26 protein-coding genes are annotated in these 24,672 nt (G+C 67.1%); 10 read left to right on the top strand and 16 right to left on the bottom strand.

All coding sequences use genetic code 11. From position 1 onward, the window contains the following. Window positions 1–3: 3 nt before the first annotated feature. The 4 genes from msrA to pabB all read right to left on the bottom strand — a co-directional run bounded on the left by msrA (window position 4) and on the right by pabB (window position 4,158). On the bottom strand, window positions 4–663 hold the full coding sequence (gene msrA, locus AC0CH3_RS10775; RefSeq protein WP_354300859.1) for a peptide-methionine (S)-S-oxide reductase MsrA: 660 nt from the start codon (window positions 661–663) through the stop codon (window positions 4–6). A gap of 57 nt (window positions 664–720) precedes the next feature. Beyond that, entirely contained in the window at window positions 721–867 is a 147-nt protein-coding gene (locus AC0CH3_RS10770; RefSeq protein WP_235532254.1) for a hypothetical protein, read from the bottom strand. A 243-nt stretch (window positions 868–1,110) separates the two neighbouring features. After that, on the bottom strand, window positions 1,111–2,310 hold the full coding sequence (locus AC0CH3_RS10765; RefSeq protein ID WP_354300856.1) for a pyridoxal phosphate-dependent aminotransferase: 1,200 nt from the start codon (window positions 2,308–2,310) through the stop codon (window positions 1,111–1,113). A gap of 51 nt (window positions 2,311–2,361) precedes the next feature. After that, complete coding sequence (gene pabB / locus AC0CH3_RS10760; protein ID WP_354300854.1) at window positions 2,362–4,158, bottom strand: aminodeoxychorismate synthase component I; 1,797 nt, start codon at window positions 4,156–4,158, stop codon at window positions 2,362–2,364. Between the two features lie 80 nt (window positions 4,159–4,238). Here pabB and AC0CH3_RS10755 point away from each other — a divergent pair, with 80 nt between their 5' ends. Further along, window positions 4,239–4,919: an MBL fold metallo-hydrolase gene (locus tag AC0CH3_RS10755; RefSeq protein ID WP_354300852.1), complete on the top strand. Its 681-nt coding sequence runs from the start codon at window positions 4,239–4,241 to the stop codon at window positions 4,917–4,919. A 69-nt stretch (window positions 4,920–4,988) separates the two neighbouring features. Here AC0CH3_RS10755 and AC0CH3_RS10750 read toward each other — a convergent pair whose 3' ends face one another. After that, the gene (locus AC0CH3_RS10750) at window positions 4,989–6,635 is read right to left on the bottom strand and encodes a M28 family metallopeptidase (RefSeq protein ID WP_465237891.1); all 1,647 of its coding nucleotides are present in this window, start codon (window positions 6,633–6,635) and stop codon (window positions 4,989–4,991) included. Then, window positions 6,632–7,075 (bottom strand): MAPEG family protein, encoded by a 444-nt coding sequence (locus AC0CH3_RS10745; RefSeq protein WP_056018025.1) that lies wholly within the window; start codon window positions 7,073–7,075, stop codon window positions 6,632–6,634. Before AC0CH3_RS10745 ends, AC0CH3_RS10750 begins: the two co-directional genes overlap by 4 nt. A 206-nt stretch (window positions 7,076–7,281) precedes the next feature. Here AC0CH3_RS10745 and rpmF point away from each other — a divergent pair, with 206 nt between their 5' ends. The 5 genes from rpmF to AC0CH3_RS10720 all read left to right on the top strand — a co-directional run bounded on the left by rpmF (window position 7,282) and on the right by AC0CH3_RS10720 (window position 10,252). Further along, a complete protein-coding gene (gene rpmF / locus AC0CH3_RS10740; protein ID WP_031438822.1) occupies window positions 7,282–7,461 on the top strand; it encodes a 50S ribosomal protein L32 in 180 nt (59 codons plus the stop codon). 27 nt (window positions 7,462–7,488) lie between these two features. Beyond that, window positions 7,489–8,517 carry a phosphate acyltransferase PlsX gene (gene plsX / locus AC0CH3_RS10735; RefSeq protein WP_354300848.1) on the top strand — a complete coding sequence of 343 codons (1,029 nt, stop codon included), beginning with the start codon at window positions 7,489–7,491 and terminating at the stop codon, window positions 8,515–8,517. Then, window positions 8,514–9,482, top strand: a complete 969-nt coding sequence (locus tag AC0CH3_RS10730) for a beta-ketoacyl-ACP synthase III (RefSeq protein WP_354300846.1) — start codon at window positions 8,514–8,516, stop codon at window positions 9,480–9,482. Before plsX ends, AC0CH3_RS10730 begins: the two co-directional genes overlap by 4 nt. Window positions 9,483–9,576: 94 nt before the next feature. Further along, the gene (locus tag AC0CH3_RS10725) at window positions 9,577–9,876 is read left to right on the top strand and encodes an integration host factor subunit alpha (RefSeq protein WP_056018029.1); all 300 of its coding nucleotides are present in this window, start codon (window positions 9,577–9,579) and stop codon (window positions 9,874–9,876) included. 10 nt (window positions 9,877–9,886) lie between these two features. Next, window positions 9,887–10,252, top strand: coding sequence for a MerR family transcriptional regulator (locus AC0CH3_RS10720; RefSeq protein WP_465237890.1), 366 nt, complete (start codon window positions 9,887–9,889; stop codon window positions 10,250–10,252). Between the two features lie 67 nt (window positions 10,253–10,319). On the opposite strand, the gene AC0CH3_RS10715 is transcribed toward AC0CH3_RS10720, so the two are convergent. From AC0CH3_RS10715 to rpmI, 7 genes are all read right to left on the bottom strand, one after another. After that, window positions 10,320–11,888 (bottom strand): peptide chain release factor 3, encoded by a 1,569-nt coding sequence (locus AC0CH3_RS10715; protein WP_465237889.1) that lies wholly within the window; start codon window positions 11,886–11,888, stop codon window positions 10,320–10,322. Between the two features lie 311 nt (window positions 11,889–12,199). Continuing rightward, entirely contained in the window at window positions 12,200–13,075 is an 876-nt protein-coding gene (locus AC0CH3_RS10710) for an aldose 1-epimerase family protein (protein WP_465237888.1), read from the bottom strand. Window positions 13,076–13,231: 156 nt separating this feature from the next. After that, window positions 13,232–15,646, bottom strand: a complete 2,415-nt coding sequence (pheT, locus tag AC0CH3_RS10705; protein WP_465237887.1) for a phenylalanine--tRNA ligase subunit beta — start codon at window positions 15,644–15,646, stop codon at window positions 13,232–13,234. Continuing rightward, window positions 15,643–16,737: a phenylalanine--tRNA ligase subunit alpha gene (gene pheS, locus AC0CH3_RS10700; RefSeq protein ID WP_465237907.1), complete on the bottom strand. Its 1,095-nt coding sequence runs from the start codon at window positions 16,735–16,737 to the stop codon at window positions 15,643–15,645. The genes pheT and pheS overlap by 4 nt, the downstream gene beginning before the upstream one ends. Window positions 16,738–16,759: 22 nt before the next feature. After that, a complete protein-coding gene (locus AC0CH3_RS10695; protein ID WP_465237886.1) occupies window positions 16,760–17,101 on the bottom strand; it encodes a GIY-YIG nuclease family protein in 342 nt (113 codons plus the stop codon). A 267-nt stretch (window positions 17,102–17,368) separates the two neighbouring features. Then, window positions 17,369–17,734: a 50S ribosomal protein L20 gene (gene rplT / locus AC0CH3_RS10690; RefSeq protein ID WP_131587380.1), complete on the bottom strand. Its 366-nt coding sequence runs from the start codon at window positions 17,732–17,734 to the stop codon at window positions 17,369–17,371. Between the two features lie 19 nt (window positions 17,735–17,753). Further along, window positions 17,754–17,957 carry a 50S ribosomal protein L35 gene (gene rpmI, locus AC0CH3_RS10685; RefSeq protein WP_031395289.1) on the bottom strand — a complete coding sequence of 68 codons (204 nt, stop codon included), beginning with the start codon at window positions 17,955–17,957 and terminating at the stop codon, window positions 17,754–17,756. Window positions 17,958–18,127: 170 nt separating this feature from the next. Here rpmI and AC0CH3_RS10680 point away from each other — a divergent pair, with 170 nt between their 5' ends. Beyond that, window positions 18,128–20,251, top strand: a complete 2,124-nt coding sequence (locus AC0CH3_RS10680) for an AsmA family protein (RefSeq protein ID WP_465237885.1) — start codon at window positions 18,128–18,130, stop codon at window positions 20,249–20,251. Between the two features lie 195 nt (window positions 20,252–20,446). Here AC0CH3_RS10680 and AC0CH3_RS10675 read toward each other — a convergent pair whose 3' ends face one another. After that, window positions 20,447–21,277, bottom strand: coding sequence for an inositol monophosphatase family protein (locus AC0CH3_RS10675; protein ID WP_465237884.1), 831 nt, complete (start codon window positions 21,275–21,277; stop codon window positions 20,447–20,449). A 90-nt stretch (window positions 21,278–21,367) separates the two neighbouring features. On the opposite strand from AC0CH3_RS10675, the gene AC0CH3_RS10670 reads away from it, so the two are divergent. The 3 genes from AC0CH3_RS10670 to AC0CH3_RS10660 all read left to right on the top strand — a co-directional run bounded on the left by AC0CH3_RS10670 (window position 21,368) and on the right by AC0CH3_RS10660 (window position 23,307). Further along, window positions 21,368–21,904 carry a peroxiredoxin gene (locus tag AC0CH3_RS10670; RefSeq protein WP_056018044.1) on the top strand — a complete coding sequence of 179 codons (537 nt, stop codon included), beginning with the start codon at window positions 21,368–21,370 and terminating at the stop codon, window positions 21,902–21,904. Between the two features lie 66 nt (window positions 21,905–21,970). Continuing rightward, window positions 21,971–22,990 (top strand): GGDEF domain-containing protein, encoded by a 1,020-nt coding sequence (locus tag AC0CH3_RS10665; RefSeq protein WP_056018046.1) that lies wholly within the window; start codon window positions 21,971–21,973, stop codon window positions 22,988–22,990. A 191-nt stretch (window positions 22,991–23,181) separates the two neighbouring features. Next, window positions 23,182–23,307 (top strand): hypothetical protein, encoded by a 126-nt coding sequence (locus AC0CH3_RS10660; protein ID WP_268795883.1) that lies wholly within the window; start codon window positions 23,182–23,184, stop codon window positions 23,305–23,307. A gap of 157 nt (window positions 23,308–23,464) precedes the next feature. On the opposite strand, the gene AC0CH3_RS10655 is transcribed toward AC0CH3_RS10660, so the two are convergent. Together AC0CH3_RS10655 and AC0CH3_RS10650 are read right to left on the bottom strand one after the other, a co-directional pair. Continuing rightward, window positions 23,465–24,115 (bottom strand): YbhB/YbcL family Raf kinase inhibitor-like protein, encoded by a 651-nt coding sequence (locus tag AC0CH3_RS10655; protein WP_465237883.1) that lies wholly within the window; start codon window positions 24,113–24,115, stop codon window positions 23,465–23,467. 3 nt (window positions 24,116–24,118) lie between these two features. Continuing rightward, window positions 24,119–24,649, bottom strand: a complete 531-nt coding sequence (locus tag AC0CH3_RS10650) for a hypothetical protein (RefSeq protein ID WP_465237882.1) — start codon at window positions 24,647–24,649, stop codon at window positions 24,119–24,121. Window positions 24,650–24,672 lie beyond the last annotated feature (23 nt).

The raw sequence follows: 24,672 nt of genomic DNA, 5'->3' as shown, positions 1-24,672 counted from the left end.
ACGTCAGCTCGCGATCGTCGGGAACGCCGCGCGAAATGCCGCGAGCTTCGGCTTGTCCCACGCGACGATGTACGGATGCGTCGGGTTTCGGTCGAAGAAGTTCTGGTGATAGGCCTCGGCGGGGAAGAAATTGCCGGCCTCGACCTTGGTGACGATCGGACGCGGAAACGCGCGCGTCTGGTCGAGTTGCGCGATATAGGCGCGGGCAACCTTCGCCTGTTGCGGTGATTGCGGGAAAATCGCGGAACGATAGCTGGTGCCGCTGTCGGGGCCCTGGCGGTTGAGCTGCGTCGGGTCGTGCGCGATCGAGAAATACACGCGCAGCAACGTCCCATAGCTGACCGCGCGCGGATCATAGCTGACCCGGATCGCTTCGGCATGCCGCGTCGTCTCGGTCGAGACCTTGTCGTAGCTTGCGGTATCCCTGGTCCCGCCGGCATAGCCCGCGGTGACCGCCTTGACGCCCTTCACATGCTCGAAGACCGCCTCCATCCCCCAGAAGCACCCGCCTGCGAGGATCGCCGTCTGGATCCCGGGCGTCGGTGCGACGTCCGCCTTGACCGCCGGGATGATCACCGCACGCTCGGCCTGTGCTGTCCCGGATGAGATGACCGCGCCGGCGATACCGAGGACGGCGAGTGTGGCGATGAGGGGCGTTTTCATGTCACCCTATGTGGTGAGCACGCAGATGATTTCCAAGCCGTTGTAAACAAAGGCCGATCAGCGTTGACCCTGAACGATGCTTGTCACGTGACGCTCGAAATCATGCTTCGCCTCGGCGGGCTGAAGTGCAAGCAGACCAAGTGCGCCCAGCATGAAACCGCCGGTGAACTGCCAAAGAAAGCTCGACTTGATAAGACTGCGCATCATGCGCTCCTGTTGAATTGGTACCGGCGTCATCGTGAAGATCACGTCAGCTACGTACCGGCATGTCGGTTAGACGCCGGGTTTCGACAATGCCGTTTTTAGAAACTCTCGATTAACGCGGCATGGCCGATCGGTTCATCTACCGGCAGGGTTGCCGGCAGATGTCGCGACGTGTCGCCAATGTTGCGGGAGCGGGTCCGATCGTGTCAGCCCGCCGCCATCGCCGCTACCGTGGCCCGGCCTTTACCGCAGCGCGGCGCACGCCGTCTGGATCCGCGTGCACGCCTCGCGCAGCAGCGCGTCCGAGGTCGCATAGCTGATCCGGAACGCCGGGCTGAGCCCGAACGCCGCACCCTGCACCACCGCGACCTTGGCGTCGTCGAGCAGATAGCCGACCATCGCCTCGTCGGTGTCGATCAGGCGACCGTTCGGCGTCGTCTTGCCGATCAGCGCGGCGAACGACGGATAGACGTAGAACGCGCCCTCCGGCGTCGGGCAGTGCATGCCGTCGATCTGGTTGAGCATCGACACGACCAGATCGCGCCGGCCCTGGAACGCGGTGTTGCGCTCGGCAAGGAACGACTGGTCGCCGTTGAGCGCGGCGACCGCGGCGGCCTGCGCGATCGAGCACGGGTTCGAGGTCGATTGCGACTGGAGCTTCGCCATCGCCTTGATCAGCCACGCCGCGCCGCCGGCATAGCCGATCCGCCAGCCGGTCATCGCATAGGCCTTCGAGCAGCCATTGACGGTCAGCGTGCGCTCGAACAGCTCGGGGCAGGCCTCGGCGATCGTTGCGAACTTGAAGCCGTCATAGACGATATGTTCGTACATATCGTCGGCGAAGATCCAGACATGCGGGTGCTTCGCCAGCACCGCGCCGAGCGCCTTGAGCTCGTCGATCGTGTAGCCGGCGCCGGTCGGGTTCGACGGCGAGTTGAGGATCACCCACTTGGTCCTGGGCGTGATCGCCGCGTCGAGTGCCGCGGGATCGAGCTTGTAGCCAACCTCGGGGCCTGCCTTGACGATCACGGGGACGCCGCCGGCGAACTGCACGACGTCGGGATAGCTGACCCAGTAGGGTGCAGGGATCACGACCTCGTCGCCCGGATCGATCGTCGCGACCATCGCGTTGAACAAGGTGTGCTTGCCGCCGACGTTCACGCTGACCTGGTCGGTGGTGTAGATCAGGCCGTTGTCGCGCGCGAACTTGGCGACGATCGCCTGCTTCAGCTCGATCGTGCCGTCGACATTCGTGTACTTGGTCTTGCCGTCGCGGATCGCCTGGATCGCGGCCTCTTTGATGAAGTCGGGGGTGTCGAAATCGGGTTCGCCCGCGCCCAGCCCGATCACGTCGACGCCCGCGCGCTTCAGTTCGAGGACGCGGCTGGTGATCGCGAGCGTCGGCGAAGGGCTGATGCGACCGAGCGCGGCGGATGCGTGCATGATGGAACCTCTGCGGTTGTCCGCAGAGCTCGCCCGCGGCATTCGCGGCGGCTATACCCCCCGATCGGCGGATTTCGCAACCGCAACGATCGCGGGAATGAGGCCGCGCACTGCATTTCCCATGTAGAAACCATGCCTGAGGTCCGCTCTCGTCAGCGGCCCCTCGACCGCCGTGCCGTTCGCGATCAGCTCGGCGCGCAGGATCCCGGGGAGCAATGGCCCGGCCGGCGGTGTCACGAGCATGCCATCGGCGCGCGGGACGAAGATCGACGTGAAGCTGCCTTCGGTCAGAAACCCGTGTGGATCCTCGAACACCACCTCGAACGTGCCCGCCTGCCGCCGCGCGTCCTCATAGAATGCGCGGTCGCTGGTCTTGTGGCGCAACCGGATGTCCGCGGTCGGGACCGGCAGCGGCATGACCGCCACCTCGATCCGCGCGGGCGAGACCGGCATCGGGCCGACCTGGATCGCGACGGCGCCCGATGCGGCGACGAGCAGCCGGATCCGCCGGGGGCCGCGCAGCCGGAACGTCGCCGCCTGGAGCTCATTGCGCGTGCCATGACGATCGAACGCGAAACCGAGTGCGGCGGCGCTGGCACTCAGCCGCGCAAGATGACGCTCGAGGCGCAACAGCCCGTGATCGGGGTCGAACGCCATCGTCTCGATCAGGTCGAGCGGCCGTCGGCCTGCCGTGAGAAACGCCGCCTTGTCGAGGCATTCCTGCCATTCCTGGTCCGCGACGCTGTCCGCAACGATCCCCGATCCGAGCCCCATCACCGCGTGGTCGTCGTGGATCGTCAGCGTGCGGATCGCGACGTTGAACATCGCGTCGCCATTCGCGTCGATGCACCCGATCGCGCCCGTGTACGCGCCCCGGTCGCGGCCCTGCTCGACCTCCGCGATGACCTCCATCGCGCGCTGCTTCGGCGCGCCGGTGATCGATCCGCAGGGAAACAGCGCCGCGATGACGTCGACCGCGTCGCGCGCCGAGTCGAGCGTCGCGGTCACGGTCGACGTCATCTGGTGGACGGTCGGATAGGTCTCGATGCTGAACAGGTCGGGGACCGCGACGTCGTGCGCGACCTGCGACAGGTCGTTGCGCATCAGGTCGACGATCATCAGGTTTTCGGCGCGCTGCTTCGGATCGGCGGCGAGCGCAGCCGCGGCGGCGCGATCGGCATCGGGCGTCGCACCGCGGGGGGCCGTCCCCTTCATCGGCCGGCAGGTCAGCCGGTCATGCTCGAGACCGAAGAACAGCTCGGGCGACAGCGACAGGATCGCCTGCGTCCCGGTATCGATCAGCGCGCCATAACCGGCCCGCGCCTGACCGCGCAGGCCGGCGTAGAGCGCAAGCGGATCACCCGCATAGGGTACAACCGCGGCAAAGGTCAGGTTCGCCTGATAGATGTCGCCCGCGGCGATCAGCGCGAGGACACGCGCGATCTGCGCACCGTACGCGTCGCGATCGATCTGCGGTTGCGCCGTACCGACCCACGCGCCCGCCGGATCGGGCAGGCGCCGCGCGACCGCGTCCGCGGCGATCGTCTCGTACCCGTCGAACAGCCCGAACCACAGCAGCGGCGCACGCGCGGGGCGGTCCGTCTCGGCGGTCTCGGGGGCAGCTTTGTCCGGGCGGATGCTGCGCGGGGCGAGCGCCATGCCGGCCTCGTAACTCATCATCCCGGCGGCGTGGAGGCCCTCGGCCGTGGCGGCGCGCAAGGCGTCCAGTGCCGGACGAACCGCTTCCGGGGTATCGGCGCGCACGATTCGGACCGGCGCGCGGTACAGGCGTGCGGGTGCCCCATTCTCGCGGGCATCGTCGAGCAGGACAAAAGGCGCGGTAAACATCGCTGTCCCTGTTGCACGGGCGGAGCGGCCGACCGCAAGCGGCGATTGCCCGAAACCGCCCAACGCCCTATTTTGCACATATGACACAGACGCCCAAGACCCCCGCCGTTCCGCCGCTTCGCGCCGCGATTGTTCCGGTCACGCCGATCCAGCAGAATTGCACGCTGATCTGGTGCACGAGCACGATGAAAGCGGCGGTGATCGATCCGGGCGGCGACCTGCCGCGGATCAGGGCCGCGATCGCGCAGGCGGGCGTGACGGTCGAAAAGATCCTGCTGACGCATGGACATATCGATCATGCGGGCGAGGCGAAGGCGCTTGCGGACGACCTCGCGGTGCCGATCGAAGGTCCGCACGAAGCCGATCGGTTCTGGTTGCAGCGGCTCGATCAGGACGGGCCGAAATACGGCATCGCCGGCGTCAATTTCGAACCCGATCGCTGGCTGGTCGAGGGCGATGTCGTCACGATCGGCAATCTTTCGCTCGATGTCTACGAGACACCCGGGCACACCGAAGGCCATGTGATCTTTCACCATGCGCCCTCGAAGTTCGCGCAGGTCGGCGACGTGCTGCTCCAGGGATCGGTCGGGCGATCCGACATGCCGGGCGGCAATCACCAGATCCTCATCAAGTCGATCGTCGAAAAGCTCTGGCCGCTCGGCAGCGACACGAGCTTCATTCCCGGACACGGCGCGGCGAGCACGTTCGCGCACGAGCGGGCGAACAACATGTTCGTGAGCGACCGGGCGCTCGCCGCCTGACGCCGGCGCGGTACCGGCAGGCGTCCCACGCCCGTGAAGGCGGGGGGGGGACGCCTGCCGCGTCGCGACCTACTTGCGTTCGCCTGCGCTTTCGGCGCGGATCGCCTTGAACTCGGACCCTTCGCGCCATTCGGGCCAGGCCCGGCCGTTCGCAAGCGTCGTCCCGATCGTCTGAAACAGCGCAACGTCCTGCGCCGCGCCGCGCAGGTCCCAGTCCTTGCTCCAGGCATCGCAGGTCTGGTGATAGCATTTCATATAGCCGTCGAGCCACGCCTGCCCGGCAGGACGACCGCCCGTGACGAGATCCGACGCGCCGCTGATCGCCATCAGCAGCAGCGTCGGCACACCGCGACGCGCCACCGCGAAATGGTCCGCACGGTAGAACAGGCCGCGTTCGGGAAGCGCCTCGGGCGTGACCACCCGGCCCTGTGCCTTGGCGGCATCGCCCAGCATGTCCTCGAGGCTGTTCTGCCCGGCACCGACCAACAGGACGTCGCGGGCGGGGCCTGCGGTCTGGAGGATGTCCAGCGTCAGGTTGGCGACGGTCTTCGCTGCCGGATAGACCGGATCGACCGCATAGGTTTCCGAGCCGAGCAGGCCCCGTTCCTCGCCGCTCCACAGCGCGAAGACCAGGCTGCGGTCGGTGCGCGGGCGCTTTGCAAAGGTCCGCGCGAGTTCGAGCACGCCCGCCACGCCAAGCGCGTCGTCGTTGGCGCCGGGCCGGATCGTGCGCCCCTGCGCATCGGGTGCACCGATGCCATAGGCATCCCAGTGCGCGCCGAACATCACGACCTCGTCCGGACGCGTCTTGCCGGGCAGCTTGGCCAGCACGTTGCGGCTTTCGGCGGTGTCGTGCCGCACGGGCAGATCGACGCTGAACGCCTGCTTCAGGACGGCCGGGCGGAAGTCGCTGCGCCGCGCCGCCTTTCGCAGCGCCGCGAGGTCCTGCCCCGATTCGGCGAACAGCCTGGTCGCGGCGGCCCCCTCGATCCAGCCCTGCAGCAGGATTCGCGAGGTCGGGTCGCTGCGGACGATGTCGTAATTCTCGCCGGCGGGCGCCTTGACCGTATCCCAGCCATAGCCCGCCCCCGCGGTGTCGTGCACGATCAACGCCGCGACCGCACCGCGGCGCGCCGCCTCCTCGAACTTGTAGGTCCAGCGGCCATAATAGGTCATCCGGCGGTCGCCGAACCGGCCCTTTGCATCGTCGCCGGCCGTCGCCTCGAAATCGGGATCATTGACGAGGAAGACCGCGACCTTGCCCTTGAGGTCGAGCCCCTTGAAGTCATCCCAGCCACGCTCCGGCGCGGTCACGCCATAGCCGACAAAGACCATCGGTGCGTTGGCGATGGCGACGCGGTCGACGCCGCGCACGGTGCTCAGATAGACGTCGCGCGACTGAGTCAGCGTCTGCGCCCCTGCGGTAACCGTGCCCGTTCCCATCCGCGTGTGGACGAGCGGCACGGCCTGCGTCCAGCTGCCGTCCGGGCCGCCAGGCGCGAGTTTCATCGCCTTGAACTGGGCGACGAGCCAGTCGATCGTCTTGGTCTCGCCGGGCGTCCCCGGCGCGCGACCCTCGAATGCGTCCGACGCCAGCGTCTTCACGTCCGCCGACAGCCGTTCGGGCGAGACCGTCTGCTGCGCGAGCGCTGGTGCCGCGATCGCCGTCGCCGCGACGGCGAGGGCCGTGCCGAGGAAACGATGCGACCGGGTCATGCGCGCCCCCCCGTCGGAACGAGCTGGAAGGTCGTTGCCGCGGGTACGACATGCCCCTGATAGGCGATCGCGAGCGCCCAGCCCGCGAGCAATGCCATCACCGCCCACGTCACCAATGCGCCGAACGCGCGTGGCAGATTGGAGGTCGGGCGGTCCATGCCGAACGCATGCGCGACACGCGCGAGGACGAAGGCGACGCCCGTGATCCACAACAGCGTCGGCGACCCGCCGCCCAGTTCGATGAGCGCGAACAGGATCAGGATGAACGGCGCATATTCGACGAAATTGGCCTGCGCGCGCATCCGTCCCTGCAACAGCGTGTTCCCATCGTCGCCGAGCAGAATCTTGTTCTTCAGCCGTGTCGGCACGATCCGGAAGGCGAGCCAGAGATTGACGATGGCCGCCGCGGCGGCGATCGTCAGCGTTACGGGCAGGATCATGCTGGTCGTTCCTTGATTTTTGCAGTGCCGTACCCCGTGCCACCCCGCCACGATGCTTGCAACGCAGGCGATTATCGCTATAGCGCCACGCTTCGCGATGCGTCAGGCCGTATGGTAGCTCACGCGGCCGACCTTAACAGTCGGTTGCCGACTTCCACGTCCGGGCCTATCGGAGCCCCGACCTTTTAAAAGAACAAGGTGCCGAAATGGCCGTCCCCAAGAGAAAAACCTCGCCCTCCAAGCGCGGCATGCGCCGTGGCCACGATTCGCTGACGATCGCGGCATTCCAGGAGTGCCCGAACTGTGGCGAACTGAAGCGCCCCCACAACCTCTGCACGTCTTGCGGCCACTATAACGGTCGCGAAATCCTTTCGGTCGAGGGCTGAGCCCTCACCTGAGCGAAGGACGTGAGCATGCCCGACAGCGCCTGGATCGCCGTCGATGCGATGGGTGGCGATGACGGGCTGGCGGTGATGCTGGCTGGCGTAGCGCGTGCGCGACGCCAGTTCGACGGCATGCGCTTCCTGTTGGTCGGCGACGAGTCGGCGATTCGCGAAGGTCTCAAGGACCATCCGAATCTCGAACAGAATTCCGAGATCGTCCACGCCCCCGGTGTCGTCGGTTCGAGCGACAAGCCGAGCCAGGCGATTCGGCGTGCCAAGACGACCTCGATGGGAATCGCCATCGATCTGGTGAAGAAGGGTCGCGCCGCAGCAGCGGTGTCGAGCGGCAACACCGGTGCATTGATGGCGATGGCGAAGCTGTCGCTCCGGACTCTCCCCGGGATCGATCGGCCTGCACTGGCCGCGCGATTGCCGACACTCGGCGATACCGACATGGTCATGCTCGACCTTGGCGCGAATACCGAGTGCGACGCGCGCAACCTCGTCCAGTTCGCGGTCATGGGCGCCGCCTATGCCCGGACCGCGCTCGATATCCCGCACCCCCGCGTCGCGCTGCTCAATATCGGCAGCGAGGACATGAAGGGCACCGACGAGATTCGGGAGGCCGCCGCACTGCTGCGAACCGCGGCCAAGCTCGACATGGACTTTAAAGGCTTCATCGAGGGTGACCGGCTGTCGCGCGGCGATTTCGACGTCGTCGTCTGTGACGGCTTTTCCGGCAACATCGCACTGAAGACGGCGGAGGGAACCGCACGGTTCGTCGCCGACCTGCTCAAGCGGGCATTTCGCAGTTCGGTCCGTTCGAAGCTGGGGTTCCTCATCTCGCGGCCGGCAACCGAACTGCTGCGCGATCATCTCGACCCCAATAATCACAACGGCGCCGTCTTTCTCGGGCTGAACGGCATCGTCGTCAAAAGCCATGGCGGCGCGAACGAGCGCGGCGTGGCGACGGCGATCGGCAATGCCGCCAAGATGGTGCGCAACGATCTGGTCCGCCGCATCAGCGACGACCTGGGCAACGTCAAGGAAGCCGCATGATCCGCTCCGTCGTCACCGGTACCGGGTCGGCGCTTCCCGCACGCCGCGTATCGAACGCGGAACTCGCGGCGCAGGTCGATACCAGCGACGAATGGATCGTCGAGCGTACCGGCATCCGGTTTCGCCATATCGCGGGCGAAGGCGAGACGACCGCGACGCTCGCGGCCGATGCATGCCGTGCCGCGCTGACCGCAGCGGGTATCGACGCGCAGGGCATCGACCTGATCGTGCTTGCGACCGCGACGCCCGATCAGACATTCCCCGCGACCGCCACCAAGGTCCAGGCGATGCTCGGGATCGACGACTGCGTCGCGTTCGACGTCGCGGCGGTCTGCTCGGGCTTCCTCTACGCGGTGCAGGTCGTCGACAGCATGATCCGCAGCGGCGTCGCCAAGCGCGCGCTGGTGATCGGCGCCGAGACGTTCAGCCGCATCCTCGACTGGGAGGACCGGACGACCTGCGTGCTGTTCGGTGACGGTGCGGGCGCGATCGTGCTCGAGGCACAGGACACCGCCGACGAGGGCGGCCGCGGCATCCTGACGACCAAGCTGCACGCCGATGGCCGGCACAATCAGCTGCTGTACGTCGATGGCGGCGTCTCGACCACCGGGACCGTCGGCAAGCTGCGCATGAAGGGCCGCGAGGTGTTCCGCCACGCGGTCACCAATCTGGCATCGGTCATGACCGAGTCGCTCGCGATGGCGGGGCTCTCGGCGGACCAGGTCGACTGGGTCGTCCCGCATCAGGCGAATGCGCGCATCCTCGATGCGACCGCGCGCAAACTCGGGCTCCCCCCGGAGCGCGTCGTCGTCACGGTCGACCGGCATGCGAACACCTCGGCCGCCTCGGTCCCGCTCGCGCTCGACGTCGCAGTCCGCGATGGACGCATCCGCGAGGGACAGATCGTCGTGCTCGAGGCGATGGGCGGCGGCTTCACCTGGGGGGCAGCGGTCATCCGGTTCTAATCGCAATTGAAACCCATTTGCGATTTGTCAGATATAGCACTTCCGATGATCCCGGCGCTTGTGTAGATACGGGCTGGGTGTGGGAGTTTGCGGAATGACAATGACGGGTACCCTAACGCGTGCGGATCTCGCCGAGTCCCTCCATCGCGAGGTCGGCCTCTCACGGGCGGACGCATCGAAGGTCGTCGAGCAGATCCTCGTCGAGATGTGCGAAGCGCTTTCCAGCGGCGAGAATGTCAAGATTTCCGGCTTCGGCACCTTCGTCCTGCGCGACAAGGGCGAACGCATCGGCCGCAACCCCAAGACCGGCGTCGAGGTTCCGATCGCTCCGCGTCGCGTCCTGACGTTCCGCGCCAGCCAGATGATGCGCGAGCGCATTGTCGGCGCGGACTAGACGTCCGACGATGCCGGAGACCTCCGGCAAGGCCCCTACCGCGTTTCGGACGATCGGCGAGCTGTCGGTCGAGACGGGCCTGCCGCAACATATCCTGCGCTACTGGGAAACACGGTTCCCACAGCTGCGGCCGCTGCAACGTGCCGGCAACCGTCGCTACTACAGGGTCGAGGACGTCGCACTGGTGCGGCGGATCGACGAGCTGCTCAACCGCGACGGCTACACCGTGCGCGGCGTCCAGCAGTTGCTGGCGGGCGAGAAGAGCACCCCGCCTGCGATCCCCAGCCCCGCCGAGATCATCGCGCAGGCCGAGTCGCCGATCCCCGCGCTGCGCGCCATCCGCGCCATGCTGGCCGAGGCGCTGGCGGCGGACTGACCCCCGACCACCCGGTTCGTCACCCCCGCGGGGGCGGGGATGACGACGGATAGCGGTCGCAGCCCCCTTACCGCTCGCGCGTCGCGGCGAAGCGGATCTTGGGATAGCGATCGGCGATATAGTTCACCTCCCACGCGCTCTTGGCGAGGAACACCGGGTTCCCGTCGCGATCCTTCGCCATCGCGCCGCGGTTGATCTCGGCGAAGGTCTTGAGCTCCTGCGGGTCTTCCGCCGAGATCCAGCGCGCGGTTTCGTACGGCGCGGGTTCGAGCCCGGCGGCGACCTTGTACTCCGCGTCGAGCCGCGACAGCAGCACTTCGAGCTGAAGCTGCCCGACGACGCCGATGATCCAGTTCGAGCCGATGTCGGGGTAGAAGACCTGAGTCACCCCCTCCTCGGCCATGTCGTCGAGCGCTTTCCGCAACTGCTTGGTCTTGGTGAAATCCTTCAGCACGACTCGGCGCAGGATTTCGGGTGCGAAGTTCGGCAGGCCGGTGAAGCGGATCGCGGCCTTTTCGCTCAGCGTATCGCCGACGCGCAGCGTGCCGTGGTTGGGGATGCCGATGATGTCGCCCGGAAACGCCTCGTCCGCCAGCTCGCGGTTCTGCGCGAAGAACAGGATCGGCGAGTGGACCGCGATCGGCTTGCCGTGGCCCGTTGGGGTCAGCTTCATGCCGCGCTTGAACACGCCCGAGCACAGCCGCATGAACGCGATCCGGTCGCGGTGGTTGGGGTCCATGTTCGCCTGCACCTTGAAGACGAAGCCGGTGACTTCGGACTCGTCGGGCGAGACGGGGGCGGGCTCGGCGGGCTGCGCGCGCGGTGGCGGAGCGTAGTCGGCGAGCGCGGCGATCAGTTCGGCGACGCCGAAGTCCTTGAGCGCGGAGCCGAAATAGACCGGGGTCAGATTGCCCGCGCGATACGCCTCGGCGTCGAAGCTCGAATACCCGCCCTGGGCGAGTTCGGCTTCGTCGTTCAGGCGGACGATGCCTTCGGGGCTGAGGATCTTGGCAAGCTCCGGATCGTCGATGCCCGCGAACGGGATCGCCTTGCCCATGAACTCGCGGCTGTCGCCTTCGGGGCGGCTCAATGTGTTGGCATAGAGATCGTACACGCCCTCGAACTCACCACCCATGCCGACCGGCCAGCTCATCGGGCAAACGTCGAGCTGCAGCATCTCGGCGACCTCGTCGAGCAGCGAGAACGGGTCGCGCCCCTCGCGATCGACCTTGTTGACGAAGGTGATGATCGGCACGTTGCGCAGGCGGCAGACCTCGAACAGCTTGCGCGTCTGCGGCTCGATGCCCTTGGCGGCGTCGATCACCATGACCGCCGAATCGACCGCGGTCAGCGTGCGATACGTGTCTTCGGAGAAGTCTTCATGGCCCGGCGTGTCGAGCAGGTTGAAGGTGATGCCCTGGCGCTCGAACGTCATCACCGACGACGTGACCGAGATCCCGCGCTGCTGCTCGATCTTCATCCAGTCGGAGCGCGCGCGGCGGTTCTGGCCGCGCGCCTTTACCTCGCCGGCGAGATGGATTGCGCCGCCGAAATAGAGCAGCTTCTCGGTCAGCGTGGTCTTGCCGGCATCGGGATGCGAGATGATCGCGAAGGTGCGGCGGGGAAATTGGGTCATGATGCGGGTCCGGGGCGCCGAGTCGGGGCTCGGAAGTTAAGGAAGTTCAGGCGACGTACCGCTCGGAATCCCCTCCCCGCGCGGGACGCGGCGGGAGCGGGAGGAGAAGGCTTGCAGCGATCATCGCGTGCTATTGGCAGATGCGGGGCGTGTAGGACAGAGGGGCGCGTCCTTCCCAAGACTGAATACAACTGACCGTTCGTCCCGAGTAGGCTTCGAGCCTGTCGAGAAGCCGTATCGAGGGGCATGTACCTCGATACGAGCCCTCGACTTCGCTCGGTCTCTACTCGGCACGAACGGAATTGGCGAGGTCAGGCCATCAGCGTCACGCGTAGGGTGATGGTCTTCGTGTCCCCCGGCGCCACCTCGAACACGCCGGGTTTGTCGCGGAACTCGCCGGTATAGCCTTCGGGGTCGGCGATGCCGTGCCAGGGTTCGACGCAGACATAGGCCGCGCCGGGCTTGGTCCAGAGGCCGAGCTTGGGCGTGTCGGGAAAATCGATCCGCAGCTGCGGGCCGTGCTCGGCGCCATAGGTGACCGAGTCGGAGCGGACCGTGTCCCAGACCAGCGCGTCCTTCGCGAACAGGTCGTCGCGCAGGCGCAGCGTGCGGCCCTCCAGCGGCGAGGGACGCTCGCCCTCGGCGATCGTGCCGTCGTCGGCGATCATGCGCAGCGTGTCGGGCTCGTCGGCGGCAAAGACGATGCGGTGGTCGGCGCGATCCTGTCCGTAAGGCAGCGGCCAAGCGAAGGCCGGGTGGAAGCCGAAGCTCGCCGGGAGCGGCTGCTCGGCGGGGTTGGTGATCGCGACGTCGACGCTCAGCGTCGCTTCGGTCAGCGCGAAGGTGATCGTCAGGCGGAAGTCGAACGGATAGACCGCGCGCGTCTCGGGTGTCGCTTCGAGCGTGAAGGCGACCGATCCGGGCTGCTGCTCGGACACGGCGAACGCCATGCGGCGGGCGAAGCCGTGCTGCTTCATCGGGTATTCGGTGCCGTCGATGCGGATCGTGTCGCGGTAGGGGCGGCCGACGACGGGGAACAGGATCGGCGCGTGGCCGGTCCAATAGGCCGGGTCGGCGTTGGTCATCAGCTCGCGCCCGTCCGCGTCCTTGAGCGAGGTGAGTTCGGCGCCGAGCGGATTGATCTGCGCGGTCAGGTGGTCGTTGGCGATCGTGATCAGGTCGGTCATGTCTGTACTCCGCTACGGTCGGCCATTTTGTACGCTACGCCGCACGTCATCCCCGCGGAGGCGGGGATCCAGAGTGGCAGCGCTCCCGTTAGAATCGCTTGGTCAGCCAGTATGGATCCCCGCCTGCGCGGGGATGACGAAAGGTGTTGGGGAGCGTTACCCGCGCAGGCTCGCGCCCTGCTTGGCTGCCGCAGCGACGACCTTGTCGGCGATCGCCTTGATCTCCTCGTCGGTGAAGCTCTTGGCGGTGGGTTGCAGGACGATCTCGACCGCGACCGACTTGTGGCCGTCCTCGACGCCCTGCCCGGTGAACACGTCGAACACGCGCGCCGAGACGATCGCGACCTTGTCGGCACCCTTGACCGCACGGACCAGTGCGTCGGTCGCAAGCGCCGCCGGCACGAGGAACGCGAAGTCGCGGCGGACCGCCTGCAACGCTGGCGGCGTGTAGGCGGGACGCGCAAAGCCTGAGGCGCGCTTTGGCGGGATCGCGTCGAGATAGACTTCGACCGCCGCCACCGCGCCGTCGAGGTCGAACGCTTTCAGCACCGACGGGTGGAGCATGCCGAAGCTTGCCAGCACCGTCTTCGGCCCGAGCCGGAGCGTACCCGACTGGCCCGGGTGCCACGCATCGCCCGCCTCCCCCATCACCTGCAGATTGTCGACCGGCGCGCCCGAGGCGGCGAGGAGCGCGATCGCTTCGGCCTTGGCGTCATAGGCGTCGAAGCTTGCGGCCTTGCCGTCGCGCCAGCCGCGCGGGCGGCGGTCGCCCGCCAGCACCACGCCCAATGTCGCGCGTTCGGCGTCGGCGAGGTAGCGGCGGCCGATCTCGAACAGGCGGACGTTTTGCTGCCCGCGCTTGAGGTTGCGCCCCGTTGCGGCGAGCAGGCCGGGGAGCAGCGACGGGCGCATGACCTTCAGGTCTTCGCTGATCGGGTTGGCGAGCGTCCACGCGCCGCCGCCGAACGGTGCGGCTTCGGCCTCAGAGAGGAAGCTCCACGTCACCGCCTCGTCGAGCCCGCGGGCTGCGGCGGCGCGGCGCGCGCGACGCTCGAGCTTCTGCTCGGGGGTGGCGGTCGGCTTGGCGACGCCGGGCATGCGTGGGAGCGGGGTCGAAGGGATGCTGTCGATGCCTTCGATCCGGACGACTTCCTCGACGAGATCGGCGGGGCCGTCGACGTCGCGGCGCCAGCTCGGGACCGTGACCGGCCATTTGCCCTCGATCGTCGAGAACAGCGCGTCGCTGAACGCATCCGCGCTCTTGATCGCACCGATCGTGAAGCCGAGCGACAGCAGCGTGCGCGCCTGGCGTTCGGGGGCGACGTGCAACCCGCCGAGATCCGCGCTGAGGCGCGGGTCGTAGTGGATCACGCGCGGCTCCGACGGCGCTTCGCCCGAGCGCGTGACCTCACTCGCGGTGCCACCGCAGACGTGAAGCACGAGCGCGGTGGCGATCGCGAGGCCGTCGTCGAGGAAGGCGGGGTCGACGCCGCGTTCGAACCGGCTGCGCGCGTCGGAGGTGAGCGTGAGTGCCTGGCCGGTGCGCGCAATGTGATCGGGATCGAAATAGGCGCATTCGATCAGCACGTCGGTGGTCTCCGCGGAGACGCCCGAATGCTCGCCGCCCATGATGCCGCCGATGTCGTGCACGGCCACGTCGTCGGCGATGACGGTCATGCTGGCGTCAAGCGTGTAGGTCTTGCCGTTGAGCGCGACGACCTGTTCGCCGGGCTTGGCTTTCCGCGCGACGAGCCCGCCCGACAGCTTGGCACGGTCATAGACGTGCAGCGGGCGGCCGAGGTCGATCATCAGGTAATTGGTGATGTCGACGAGCGCGGAGATCGGCTTCTGGCCGATCGCGAGCAGGCTGCGGCGCATCCAGTCGGGAGACTCGCCGTTGCGCACGCCAGTGACGGTCTGGGCGAAGAAGGCGGGGCAGCCGGCGGTGTCTTCGGTGCGGACCGATGGGCCAGCGCCGTCGGTGACGATCGGATCGAAGATCAGCGGCGTGAGCGTGCCCATGCCGGCTGCGGCGAGATCTCGCGCGATGCCGCGGACGCCCATGCAGTCCTGGCGGTTGGGGGTGATCGCGACGTCGATGACGGGATCGGTCAGCCCGGCATAATCGGGGTACGGCGTGCCGATCGGCGCGTCCGCGGGCAGCTCGATGATGCCGTCATGATCCTCGCCGAGCTCCAGTTCGCGCGTCGAACACATCATGCCGTTCGATTCGACGCCGCGGATGCTCGCGAGCTTGAGCGTCACGTCGAGACCGGGGACGTAGGCGCCGGGCGCACCGAACACGCCGACGAGCCCCGCGCGCGCGTTGGGCGCGCCGCAGACGACCTGGAGCGGGCCGTCACCGGCGTCGACCGACAGGATCTGCAGCTTGTCGGCCTGCGGATGGCGTTCGGCGCTGAGCACCTTGGCGATTTTGAACGCGGCAAGCTTCTCGCCGGGATTCTCGACGCCTTCGACTTCGAGGCCGATACGCGTCAGCGCGTCGACGATCTGGTCGAGCGTGGCGGTGGTTTCGAGGTGCTGCTTGAGCCAGCTGAGCGTGAACTTCATGCGCCGACTCCTGCCGACAAAGTGGGGACGTCGAGGCTCGAGAAACCATAATGTTTCAGCCAGCGGATATCGCCGTCGAAGAACGGGCGGAGGTCGTCCATGCCGTATTTGAGCATCGCGAGCCGGTCGATCCCGCAGCCGAACGCAAAGCCCTGCCAATCGTCGGGGTCGAGCCCGCACGCCTCGATCACTTTCCGATGGACCATGCCGCTGCCGAGGATCTCGAGCCAGCCGTCGGGCTCCGCGCCACCGACGACGCGCTTGCCCTTTACGAGCGTGTAGCCGACGTCGATCTCGACCGAGGGTTCGGTGAACGGGAAATAGCTCGGGCGCATCCTGAGCACGATGTCGTCGCGCTCGAAGAACGCCTTCACGAACGTCTCGAGCGTCCATTTCAGGTGGCCGAGCGTGATGCCCTTGTCGATCACGAGGCCCTCGACCTGATGGAACATCGGCGTGTGCGTGGCGTCCGAGTCCGAGCGGTAGGTGCGGCCCGGCGCGATGATGCGGATCGGCGGCTTCTGCGACAACATCGTGCGGATCTGGACGGGCGAGGTGTGCGTGCGGAGCAGCGAGAAGGTCGTCTTCTCGTCGGCGGTGCCCGCGACCTTCGCGTCGATCCCCTGCTGGAGATAGAAGGTGTCGTGCATCGCGCGCGCCGGATGCGTCTCGGGGATGTTGAGCGCGGAGAAATTATGCCAGTCGGTCTCGATCTCGGGCCCGGTCGCGACCGCGAAGCCGAGGTCGGCGAAGATCTCGGCGAGTTCGTCCATGACCTGGCTGACCGGATGGATCGTGCCGGGCATCGGCGCATCGGCGGGGAGCGTCATGTCGAGCGTTTCGCTGGCGAGGCGCGCGTCGAGCGCGGCGCGTTCGAGCGTCGCTTTCCGTTCAGCGATGCCGTTCGCAACCGCCTCCCGCAGCCCCTGGATGAGCGGGCCCTGCACGAGGCGCTCGTCGGGGGTCATCTTGCCGAGCGTCTTGAGCAGCGCGGTGATCGTGCCCTGCTTGCCGAGCGCCTCGACCCGGCACGCCTCCAGCGCGTCGAGGCCGGATGCCGCGGCGATCGCCGTCAACATGTGTTCGCGCATCTGGTTCAGGTCTTGCGTCACGTCATACTCCCAGGGCGGGTTCGGTCGGCAGATCGGACAGGCGGGGCAGCCCCAGACCGATACCCAGATCGTCCCAATTTTCGTTGCGCGCTTCGATCAGCTCGATCTTCCACGCTCTTCGCCAGTCCTTCAGCCGCTTCTCGCGAACGATCGCGGCCTCCATCGTGTCGAACATCTCGTAATAAGCGAGACGCCTGATGCCGTACCGGCGAGTGAAGCCGGGGATCAACCCCTCGCGGTGCTGAACCAGCCGTGCGAGCAAGTTTGAGGTGACGCCGATGTAGAGCGTGCCGTGGCGGCGGGAGGCGAGGATGTAGCCGCAGGGCTGGAAGGTTTCGCGCATGTCCGGTGCTCCCCCTTTTTGCGCCCGCGTCCGGATCTTTTACATCCGTCACTACAACCCCGTCATCCCGGCGGACGCCGGGACCCACGGTAGCGGGCGGGTGATGGTAGCACGTTCTCGCCGGGTCCGCCGTAACCATGGGTCCCGGCGTTCGCCGGGATGACGGATGGGGGGCGTTCGTCCCGAAGACGCAATCGATGAACACGAAAAAGGGCGCCGGTGGTTTCCCACCGGCGCCCTTTTCGAACCTCACCTGCAGTTCGCGACTTACGCGGCCTGGGGAAGTGCTGCCTTCGCCTGGGCGACGATCGCGCTGAAGGCTGCGCCCTCGTGCATCGCGATGTCGGCCAGGACCTTGCGGTCGAGCTGGATGCCCGCAAGCTTCACGCCGTGCATGAACTGCGAGTACGTCAGACCCTCGGCGCGGACGCCGGCGTTGATACGCTGGATCCACAGGCCACGGAACGTGCGCTTCTTAACCTTGCGGTCGCGGTAAGCGTACTGCCCGGCCTTTTCGACGGCCTGACGGGCGATGCGGATGGTGTTCTTGCGACGGCCATAATAGCCCTTCGCCTGAACCAAAATACGCTTGTGCTTGGCGCGGGTGGTAACACCCCGTTTTACGCGTGCCATTGTCTAATTCCTTCTCAGCTCAACGCAGGCCGTAAGGCGCCCAGGCCTTCACTGCTGCGGTATCGGCCTTGGACAGCAGCTTGGTGCCGCGGTTCTGACGGATGTACTTGCCGTTGTGATGCGCCAGACGGTGACGCTTGCCGGCGACGCCGTGCTTGAGCAGGCCGGTGGCGGTGAGCTTGAAGCGCTTTTTGACGCCGCTCTTGGTCTTCAGCTTGGGCATTTTTATCCTTTCGGTTGACGAAGGAGGACGCTGAAATCGCCGCGGCAGCCCACACTGGCCGGGCGATTCGTCGAACGCGTATCCCTTCGAGGAAGCGGGGCGCATAGACGGGCGTGGCGCCATTGTCCACCATTTGGAACCGCAGCGCCCGCCATGCGATACGTTCTTTCATGGACCAAAGCGCGCCGCAGCCGATCGCCTCCCCTGCCCCGACCCAGGCGCGTCCGCGCCGGGTGCGGCGGATCGTCCGCAACGTCCTGATCGGGATCGTCGCGGTGATCGCGGCGATCTGGCTGGTGCTCTACATCACCAAGGGCCGCTTCCTGAAGCATCCGTTCGAGCGGATCGTCGGGTCGCTGACTCACCGCACGGTCACCGTCCGTGGCGATTTTCAGCTCTATTTCGCGCCGTTCCGGATCAAGTTCTATGCCGAGCGCTTCACGCTCTCGAACCCCGACTGGGCGAGCCGCCCCAACCTGTTCCAGGCGGAGAAGCTCGACACGCGGATCGCGCCGCTGTCGCTGATCTTCGGCAAGCGGCGGCTCTACTGGCTCGATCTGGTCGATGGTGCGGTCGATCTGGAATGGAACGCGGCGCATAGCGCCAACACCTGGACGTTCAGCGACAAGAAGGGCGGCAAGCCGCTCGAATTCCCGCGGATCGACGTGGCGACGGTGACGGGCACGAGCGTGCGCTATCTCGATCCGCGGATGCGCGTGCTCGCCAATCTCGACGTCGCTGACATCCGCTCGGTCGACGCGACGATCGGTCGCGCGGTCGGACTGAAAGGCACCGGACGGTTGCGCGAGACGCCGTTCACGGTGACCGCGCAGCTCCTGTCGCCCGACGCCACTGCCAACCGCGGGCAGAACAAGCTCGTCGCGCGGATGCGCGCGGCCGGGAACGTCATCGATGTCGCCGGCACGCTGCCCAGCATCGCCGATGTCGAGAACGTGCCGCTTGCGGTAACCGCACGCGGCGCCAACCTGTCGACGCTGCTCGGCGTCATCGACGTCGCGATCCCGAATACACGGACCTATCGCCTGCGCGGGCAGATGGTGAAGACCGGCGAGAAATACCGCTTCACGCGGATTACCGGCATCGCGGGCAAGACCGATCTGGCGGGCAAGCTGACCATCACCAATGGTGACCGTATCCATCTCGATTCGGTCTTGGCGACCAGGAGCCTCGACATCGTCGATGCCGCGCCGTTCATCGGCTATAATCCGGATATCGTCGAGGCGAAGGGCGCGGTGGCGGCTGCCGCCGCGACCGGCGCGGGCGCGCAACGCCTGTTGCCCGATGGGAATTTCCCGGTCGAGACGATGCGGATCTTCGACGCCGATCTGAAATGGACGATCGGGGTGGTCCGGTCGAAGAACATCCCGATCTCGAACGTCGACCTGACGCTCGACCTCGAGCGCGGGCGGCTTGCTCTGTCGCCGCTGACCTTTGCCATGGCACGCGGCAACGTCGCGTCCGACGTGGTCTTCGACACGCGGTCGCGGCCAAGCGCGGTGTCCTACGACATCCGCCTTGCCCCGACGCCGCTGGGGCGGCTGCTCGAGGGCTATGGCCTGGCCGAGGCGGGGACGACGGGGACGATCAAGGGGCGGATCAAGCTCGATGGTCGCGGCGATTCGATCCATGATTCGCTGGCGTCGTCGCGCGGGCGGATCGCGTTCGTGATGCCGTCGGGCGCGCTGTCGGTGCGCAACGTCCAGCTCGCCGAGCTCGACATCGGCACGTTTGCGCAGCGGATGTTCCAGGGCAAGCTCGACGAACCCGTGCAGGTCAATTGCGGGCTGATCGGCTTTACGGTGCGCGGCGGCGTCGCGGCGGCGGACCCGATCCTGATCGACACGCGCAAGAACGTGATCGTAGGCCGCGGCGGGTTCAGCTTCCGCAACGAGGCGGTCGACCTGGCCTTCCGCGCCGATTCGAAGAAGTTCAGCCTGTTCGCCGGACAGTCGCCCGTCGGGTTCGGCGGCGTGTTCGCGGCGCCCAGGATGAGCGTCATCTCGAAGGACCTGCTCGCGCGGGTCGGCAGCGGGCTGGGACTTGCGCTGGTGGCGACGCCGGTGGCGGGGATCCTCGCCTTTGTCGATGTCGGCGATGCGAAGGCCACCGCGTGCGGCCCGGTGCTGGCGGGTGCTACGGCCAAGGCGCAGCGGACGACCAAGGGCGAGGCGCGTGACGATGTCGGCCGGGGAACGACGGCCAAGGCTGAGGATGGCAAGACGTCGGAAGCCGAGAAGAAGGGGCAGAAGAAGAAGTTTCTCGGGATCTTCTGACGGCGTGGTGGTGGCTTTGGTCGCGACCGCGTCGCTCGCCCCACCTTCCCCCCGTCACCCCGGCGAACGCCGAAGCCCATGGTTTCGGTCCGCGCAGTTAGCGACAGTTCCGTGTCCCTGGGTCCCGGCTTTCGCCGGGATGACGGATATCAGACTGGGTACGAGGCCTGACGACCGTCGGCCGTCAAGACGGCCTCAGTGGTCGTGGTCGCTGTGGTCGTGCGCATCGCCCGCGATCCGGTGCATCGCCTCGAGCACGTCATCGAGCCGTGCCGGGTCGCCGATCGCGAGCACATGGCCCTCGCTCGCGGCGGTCAGCGGGTCGCCGTTCCAGTCGCACATCATCCCGCCGGCGCCTTCGACGACCGGAACCAGCGCGGCGAAGTCGTAGAGCTGGAGACCGGATTCGCAGACGACGTCGAGATGGCCGCTCGCCAGCAGACCGTAATTGTAGCAGTCACCGCCATAGACGGGCCCCTGCCGCGGATTGCCGCCCGATATGGCAGCGACCAGCGCGAGATAATGCGGGACATCACCCTCGCCGAACAGATGCGGGCTGGTCGTGGCGATCGTCGATCCCGCGAGATCGCGACAGGCGCGCGTGCGTACCGGGACGCCGTTGAGCGTCGTCGGCCGCCCCGCCACGCCGACCCAGCGTTCGCGCTGGACCGGCTGGTCGATGATTCCGAGCACCGGCCAGCCATCCTCGACGAGCGCGATCAGCGTCCCGAAGATCGCACGGCCGACGGTGAAGCTGCGCGTCCCGTCGATCGGGTCGAGCACCCATTTGCGGTTGGTGACACCGACCTTTTCGCCAAACTCCTCGCCGACGATGCCGTCGCCCGAGCGTTCGGCGTCGAGCAACCGGCGCATCGCCGATTCGGCCTCACGGTCCGCGCGCGTGACGGGGGACTGGTCGTCCTTGATCTCGACGCCGTGCTCATGGCGAAAATAGGGTCGGATGACGTGGCCCGCAGCATCCGCGAGGCGGTGCGCGAGGTCGATATCGGCTTGGGTTACTGGCATTTCCCCTGCCTATCGGCGCACGCCGTCATGAGCAATGGACGAGGCGCACGGCGCGGCGTAGGTCATTGCGATCCAACCGGAGTATCGCCCATGCGCCTCGTCTCGACTCTCGCCGCCGTCGCTCTTCTTACTGCCGCACCGGCATTCGCGGCGCTGGCGCCCGGCGCCAAGGCTCCCGACTTCACCACCCGTGGCGCGATCGCGGGCAAGGTCTTCACCGTCCACCTGGCGGAACAGCTCAAAAAGGGTCCCGTCGTCCTCTATTTCTTCCCGGCGGCGTACACGGGCGGCTGCAACGCCGAGGCGCATGCCTTTGCCGAGGCGATCCCCGCCTTCACCAAGGCAGGTGCGACGGTGATCGGCATGTCGGCGGACAATGTCGAGACGCTCAGCAAGTTCTCGGCAGAGAAGTGCGCGGGCAAGTTCGCGGTCGCGAGCGCCGGACCAAAGGTCGTCGCGGGCTATGACGTCGCGCTGGGGAAGCAAGTGCTGGGTCGCAACGTGACGAAGCGGACCAGCTATGTCATCGGCAAGGACGGACGCGTCGCCTTTGTCCACGACAACATGAACCCGACCGATCACGTCACGACGACGCTTGCCGCAGTCGAGAACCTTAACCGGCGATAACGCATTAATCGTCATCGCTTACTAACCTTTTCGGGTTTATCTTGAAGCCGAATCGGGGGCGATAACATGCGAGATGCGCAGGGCGCACGGGCGATGGCAGTGGAGGGATTGTTCGAGCGGATCGGACAGTTTCTTCGTGACCACCGACTAAGCCCCGAACCGGCGCATTACAGCTTTGCCTACAGCGTGCTCGCCGCGCCCGATGGTCCGCTTGCCGCCACGGTGGCGCGGCTGACCGAGGGCGGCGTGCGGCTGTTGCGCAAGGATATCGAGGCGCTCGGCGGACAGGTCGTGATCCCCGTGTCGACCGGCGACGCCGATGTCCGCAACGGCGAGGCGGACCGGCTGGTCGCCGAGACGCAGGAGCAGGTCAACGACTTCGCCTCGATCATGCAGACGATCCATGCCGAGACCCGCGGGCTTGGCCACGAGCTCGCCGAGAGCGCCGCGGCGATCACGATAGCGCCCGGACTAGCGGAGATCGACCAGATCACGCGGATCACCAGCGCGATGATCGAGCGGATCCGCGAATCCGAAGTGCGGCTGGCGACCGCGACCGAGGAAACCAACCTGTTGCGTGCCAAGCTGGCCGAGGCGCGCGACACGGCCCGGCGCGACACGCTGACCGGGCTGCCCAACCGCCGCGCGTTCGACGAGGCGTTCGCCGCGCGCGACCTCGACGCCGGCCCCTATTGCCTCGCGGTCTGCGACGTCGACCGGTTCAAGCGCGTCAACGATGCATTCGGCCACGGCGTCGGCGACCGCGTCCTGACGGTCATCGGGCAGACCATCGCCGAGGGATGCGGTGGGCATCTCGTCGTCCGTCACGGCGGCGAGGAATTCGCGGTGCTGATGCAGGGCGTCAGCCTGAGCGATGCCGCCGCGCTGCTCGATTCGGTTCGGGCGATGGTCGCGGCAAAGCGGTTCCGCAACCGCGAGACCGACCGGCCGCTGGGGCAGGTAACGTTCTCCGCAGGCGTGACCGCGATCCACGCGGACGAAACCGCGGAGGCGGCGTTCCTGCGCGCGGACCGGCTTCTGTACACCGCCAAGGGCGATGGTCGCGATCGGGTGTGCACCGCCTGACCGGGTGCGGCGTCAACCGCGCCGATAAATGGGATATCCGGCCGGTCGGCATGGCGTAAATTGCTGCCTAGCTGAGGCCGCACAAACAATATTGGCTCGTTTCAGTGACATGCTGAATTGGCACGCTGCATGCAAAGCCCTGGATATCGACGCCGGATGGTCCGGACGCCGACATCACAGGGACCACCATCATGACTTTCCTCTTCGCTTCCGCCCGTATCGAAGCCGCCAAGCGCATCGCCGTCTCGTTCGTCGGCGCGGTCGTCTTCGCCGCAATCGCCGTCAGCGCCGCCGCGCCGATTGTCCCGATCGCCTGAGCCACGCGCCGCTTTCACCTCATCCCGTACAACCGGAGACACACCATGGCCCGCAGCCTGCTGATCGGCCTCGCCGCATTTTCAACGACCGTCCTGCTGATCACGACGCACAGCGCTGCGTTCATCTGACACAGGGTATCGGCACGCGCCGATCCGGTCAGGCGAGCACGCCTGACGACACCGGTCCGACCGGCACCTCCTCCTCGCGCGAATAGGTCCCGACCAGGACCCCCGCGGCGAGCACATGACCCTTTATCGCCTCGACGAAGGCGGATCGACCGGGTGACGTCCCCGGATCCCCGAGTGCGGAGTCGAGCGCGAAAAGCTGGAAGACATAGCGGTGGAGCCCGTGCCCGGTCGGTGGGTCGGGCGACAGCCATCCCTCGCGCAGATATGAGTTGCGGCCGACATCCCCGGGCATCGCAGCGTTCGCGAGGCCGGCGCCATCGGCGACGATCGCACCCTCGGCAAGACCGTTTGCGTCGGCAGCGATGTTCCACACGACCGCGTGGACGAGTGGCTGCGGCGTCGGCGCGTCGGCATCTTCGACGATCAGCGCAAACGCCGCGGTGCCCGCCGGGGCGGCACCCCAGACGAGCGGCGGCGAGACACCGTCACCGTCCGCGGTAAAGCGCTCGGGCAGGCGCGCGTCGGGCGCAAACGCCGGGCTCGACAGGTCGAGCGACGCAAGCTGCGCATCAGCCGTTGCACCAGCGGCGAGGTCGGGTTGCGCGATCACGACCGCATCGGCGCCCGCGCGCCACCCCTGCATTGCATGACCGAGCCACGCGGGAAGATGTTCGAGCATTGCTTATCCTTCCGACGGACAGGAACCGGGACGGAAGGTCGGTCCGCCATCGCCATACCAGCGGCTGCGATCGCCCATGCTGTCCGCATCGTGATAACAGGCCTCGGGTCGCCCGGCATCGGCATCACCGGCCTGGCTCGCGTCCGCGGCGACCGCGAACATCCAGTTGTGATCGCCGCAATTATGCTGCTCGCAGCCCCAGGCAGCGACGCGCGGCCCGCGCCGGAAGATCGGCGTCTCGGGACCGTCGCGGGTCCGGATCAGCGTGCGGACCTTGTCGTCGCCGACCGCCTCGATCAACGCGTTCGCGACCTCGGTCCGGTCGAAGAAATCGACGCCGCCAACTGCGTCGTGCGGATATTTGCCGACATAGGCGGTGATCGGCGTCGTCTGCGCCTGCCCCGCCATCGGCTTGGGCGCGCGCATCGCCGGCGGGGTAAAGTTTCCGACCGCGTCGGCCTGCGCCCGATCGTCGGCCTTGCCGCAGCCCGTGAGCGCGAACGCCGCGAGCGCGATGGGAACGAGCCTGGTCATCATATGCATCGCATCCCCGCCTT

The organism is Sphingomonas sp. AC449 (assembly GCF_979253475.1).
Note: the sequence above shows the minus strand (reverse complement) of the source record. Positions and strands in the feature narration are given on the sequence as shown.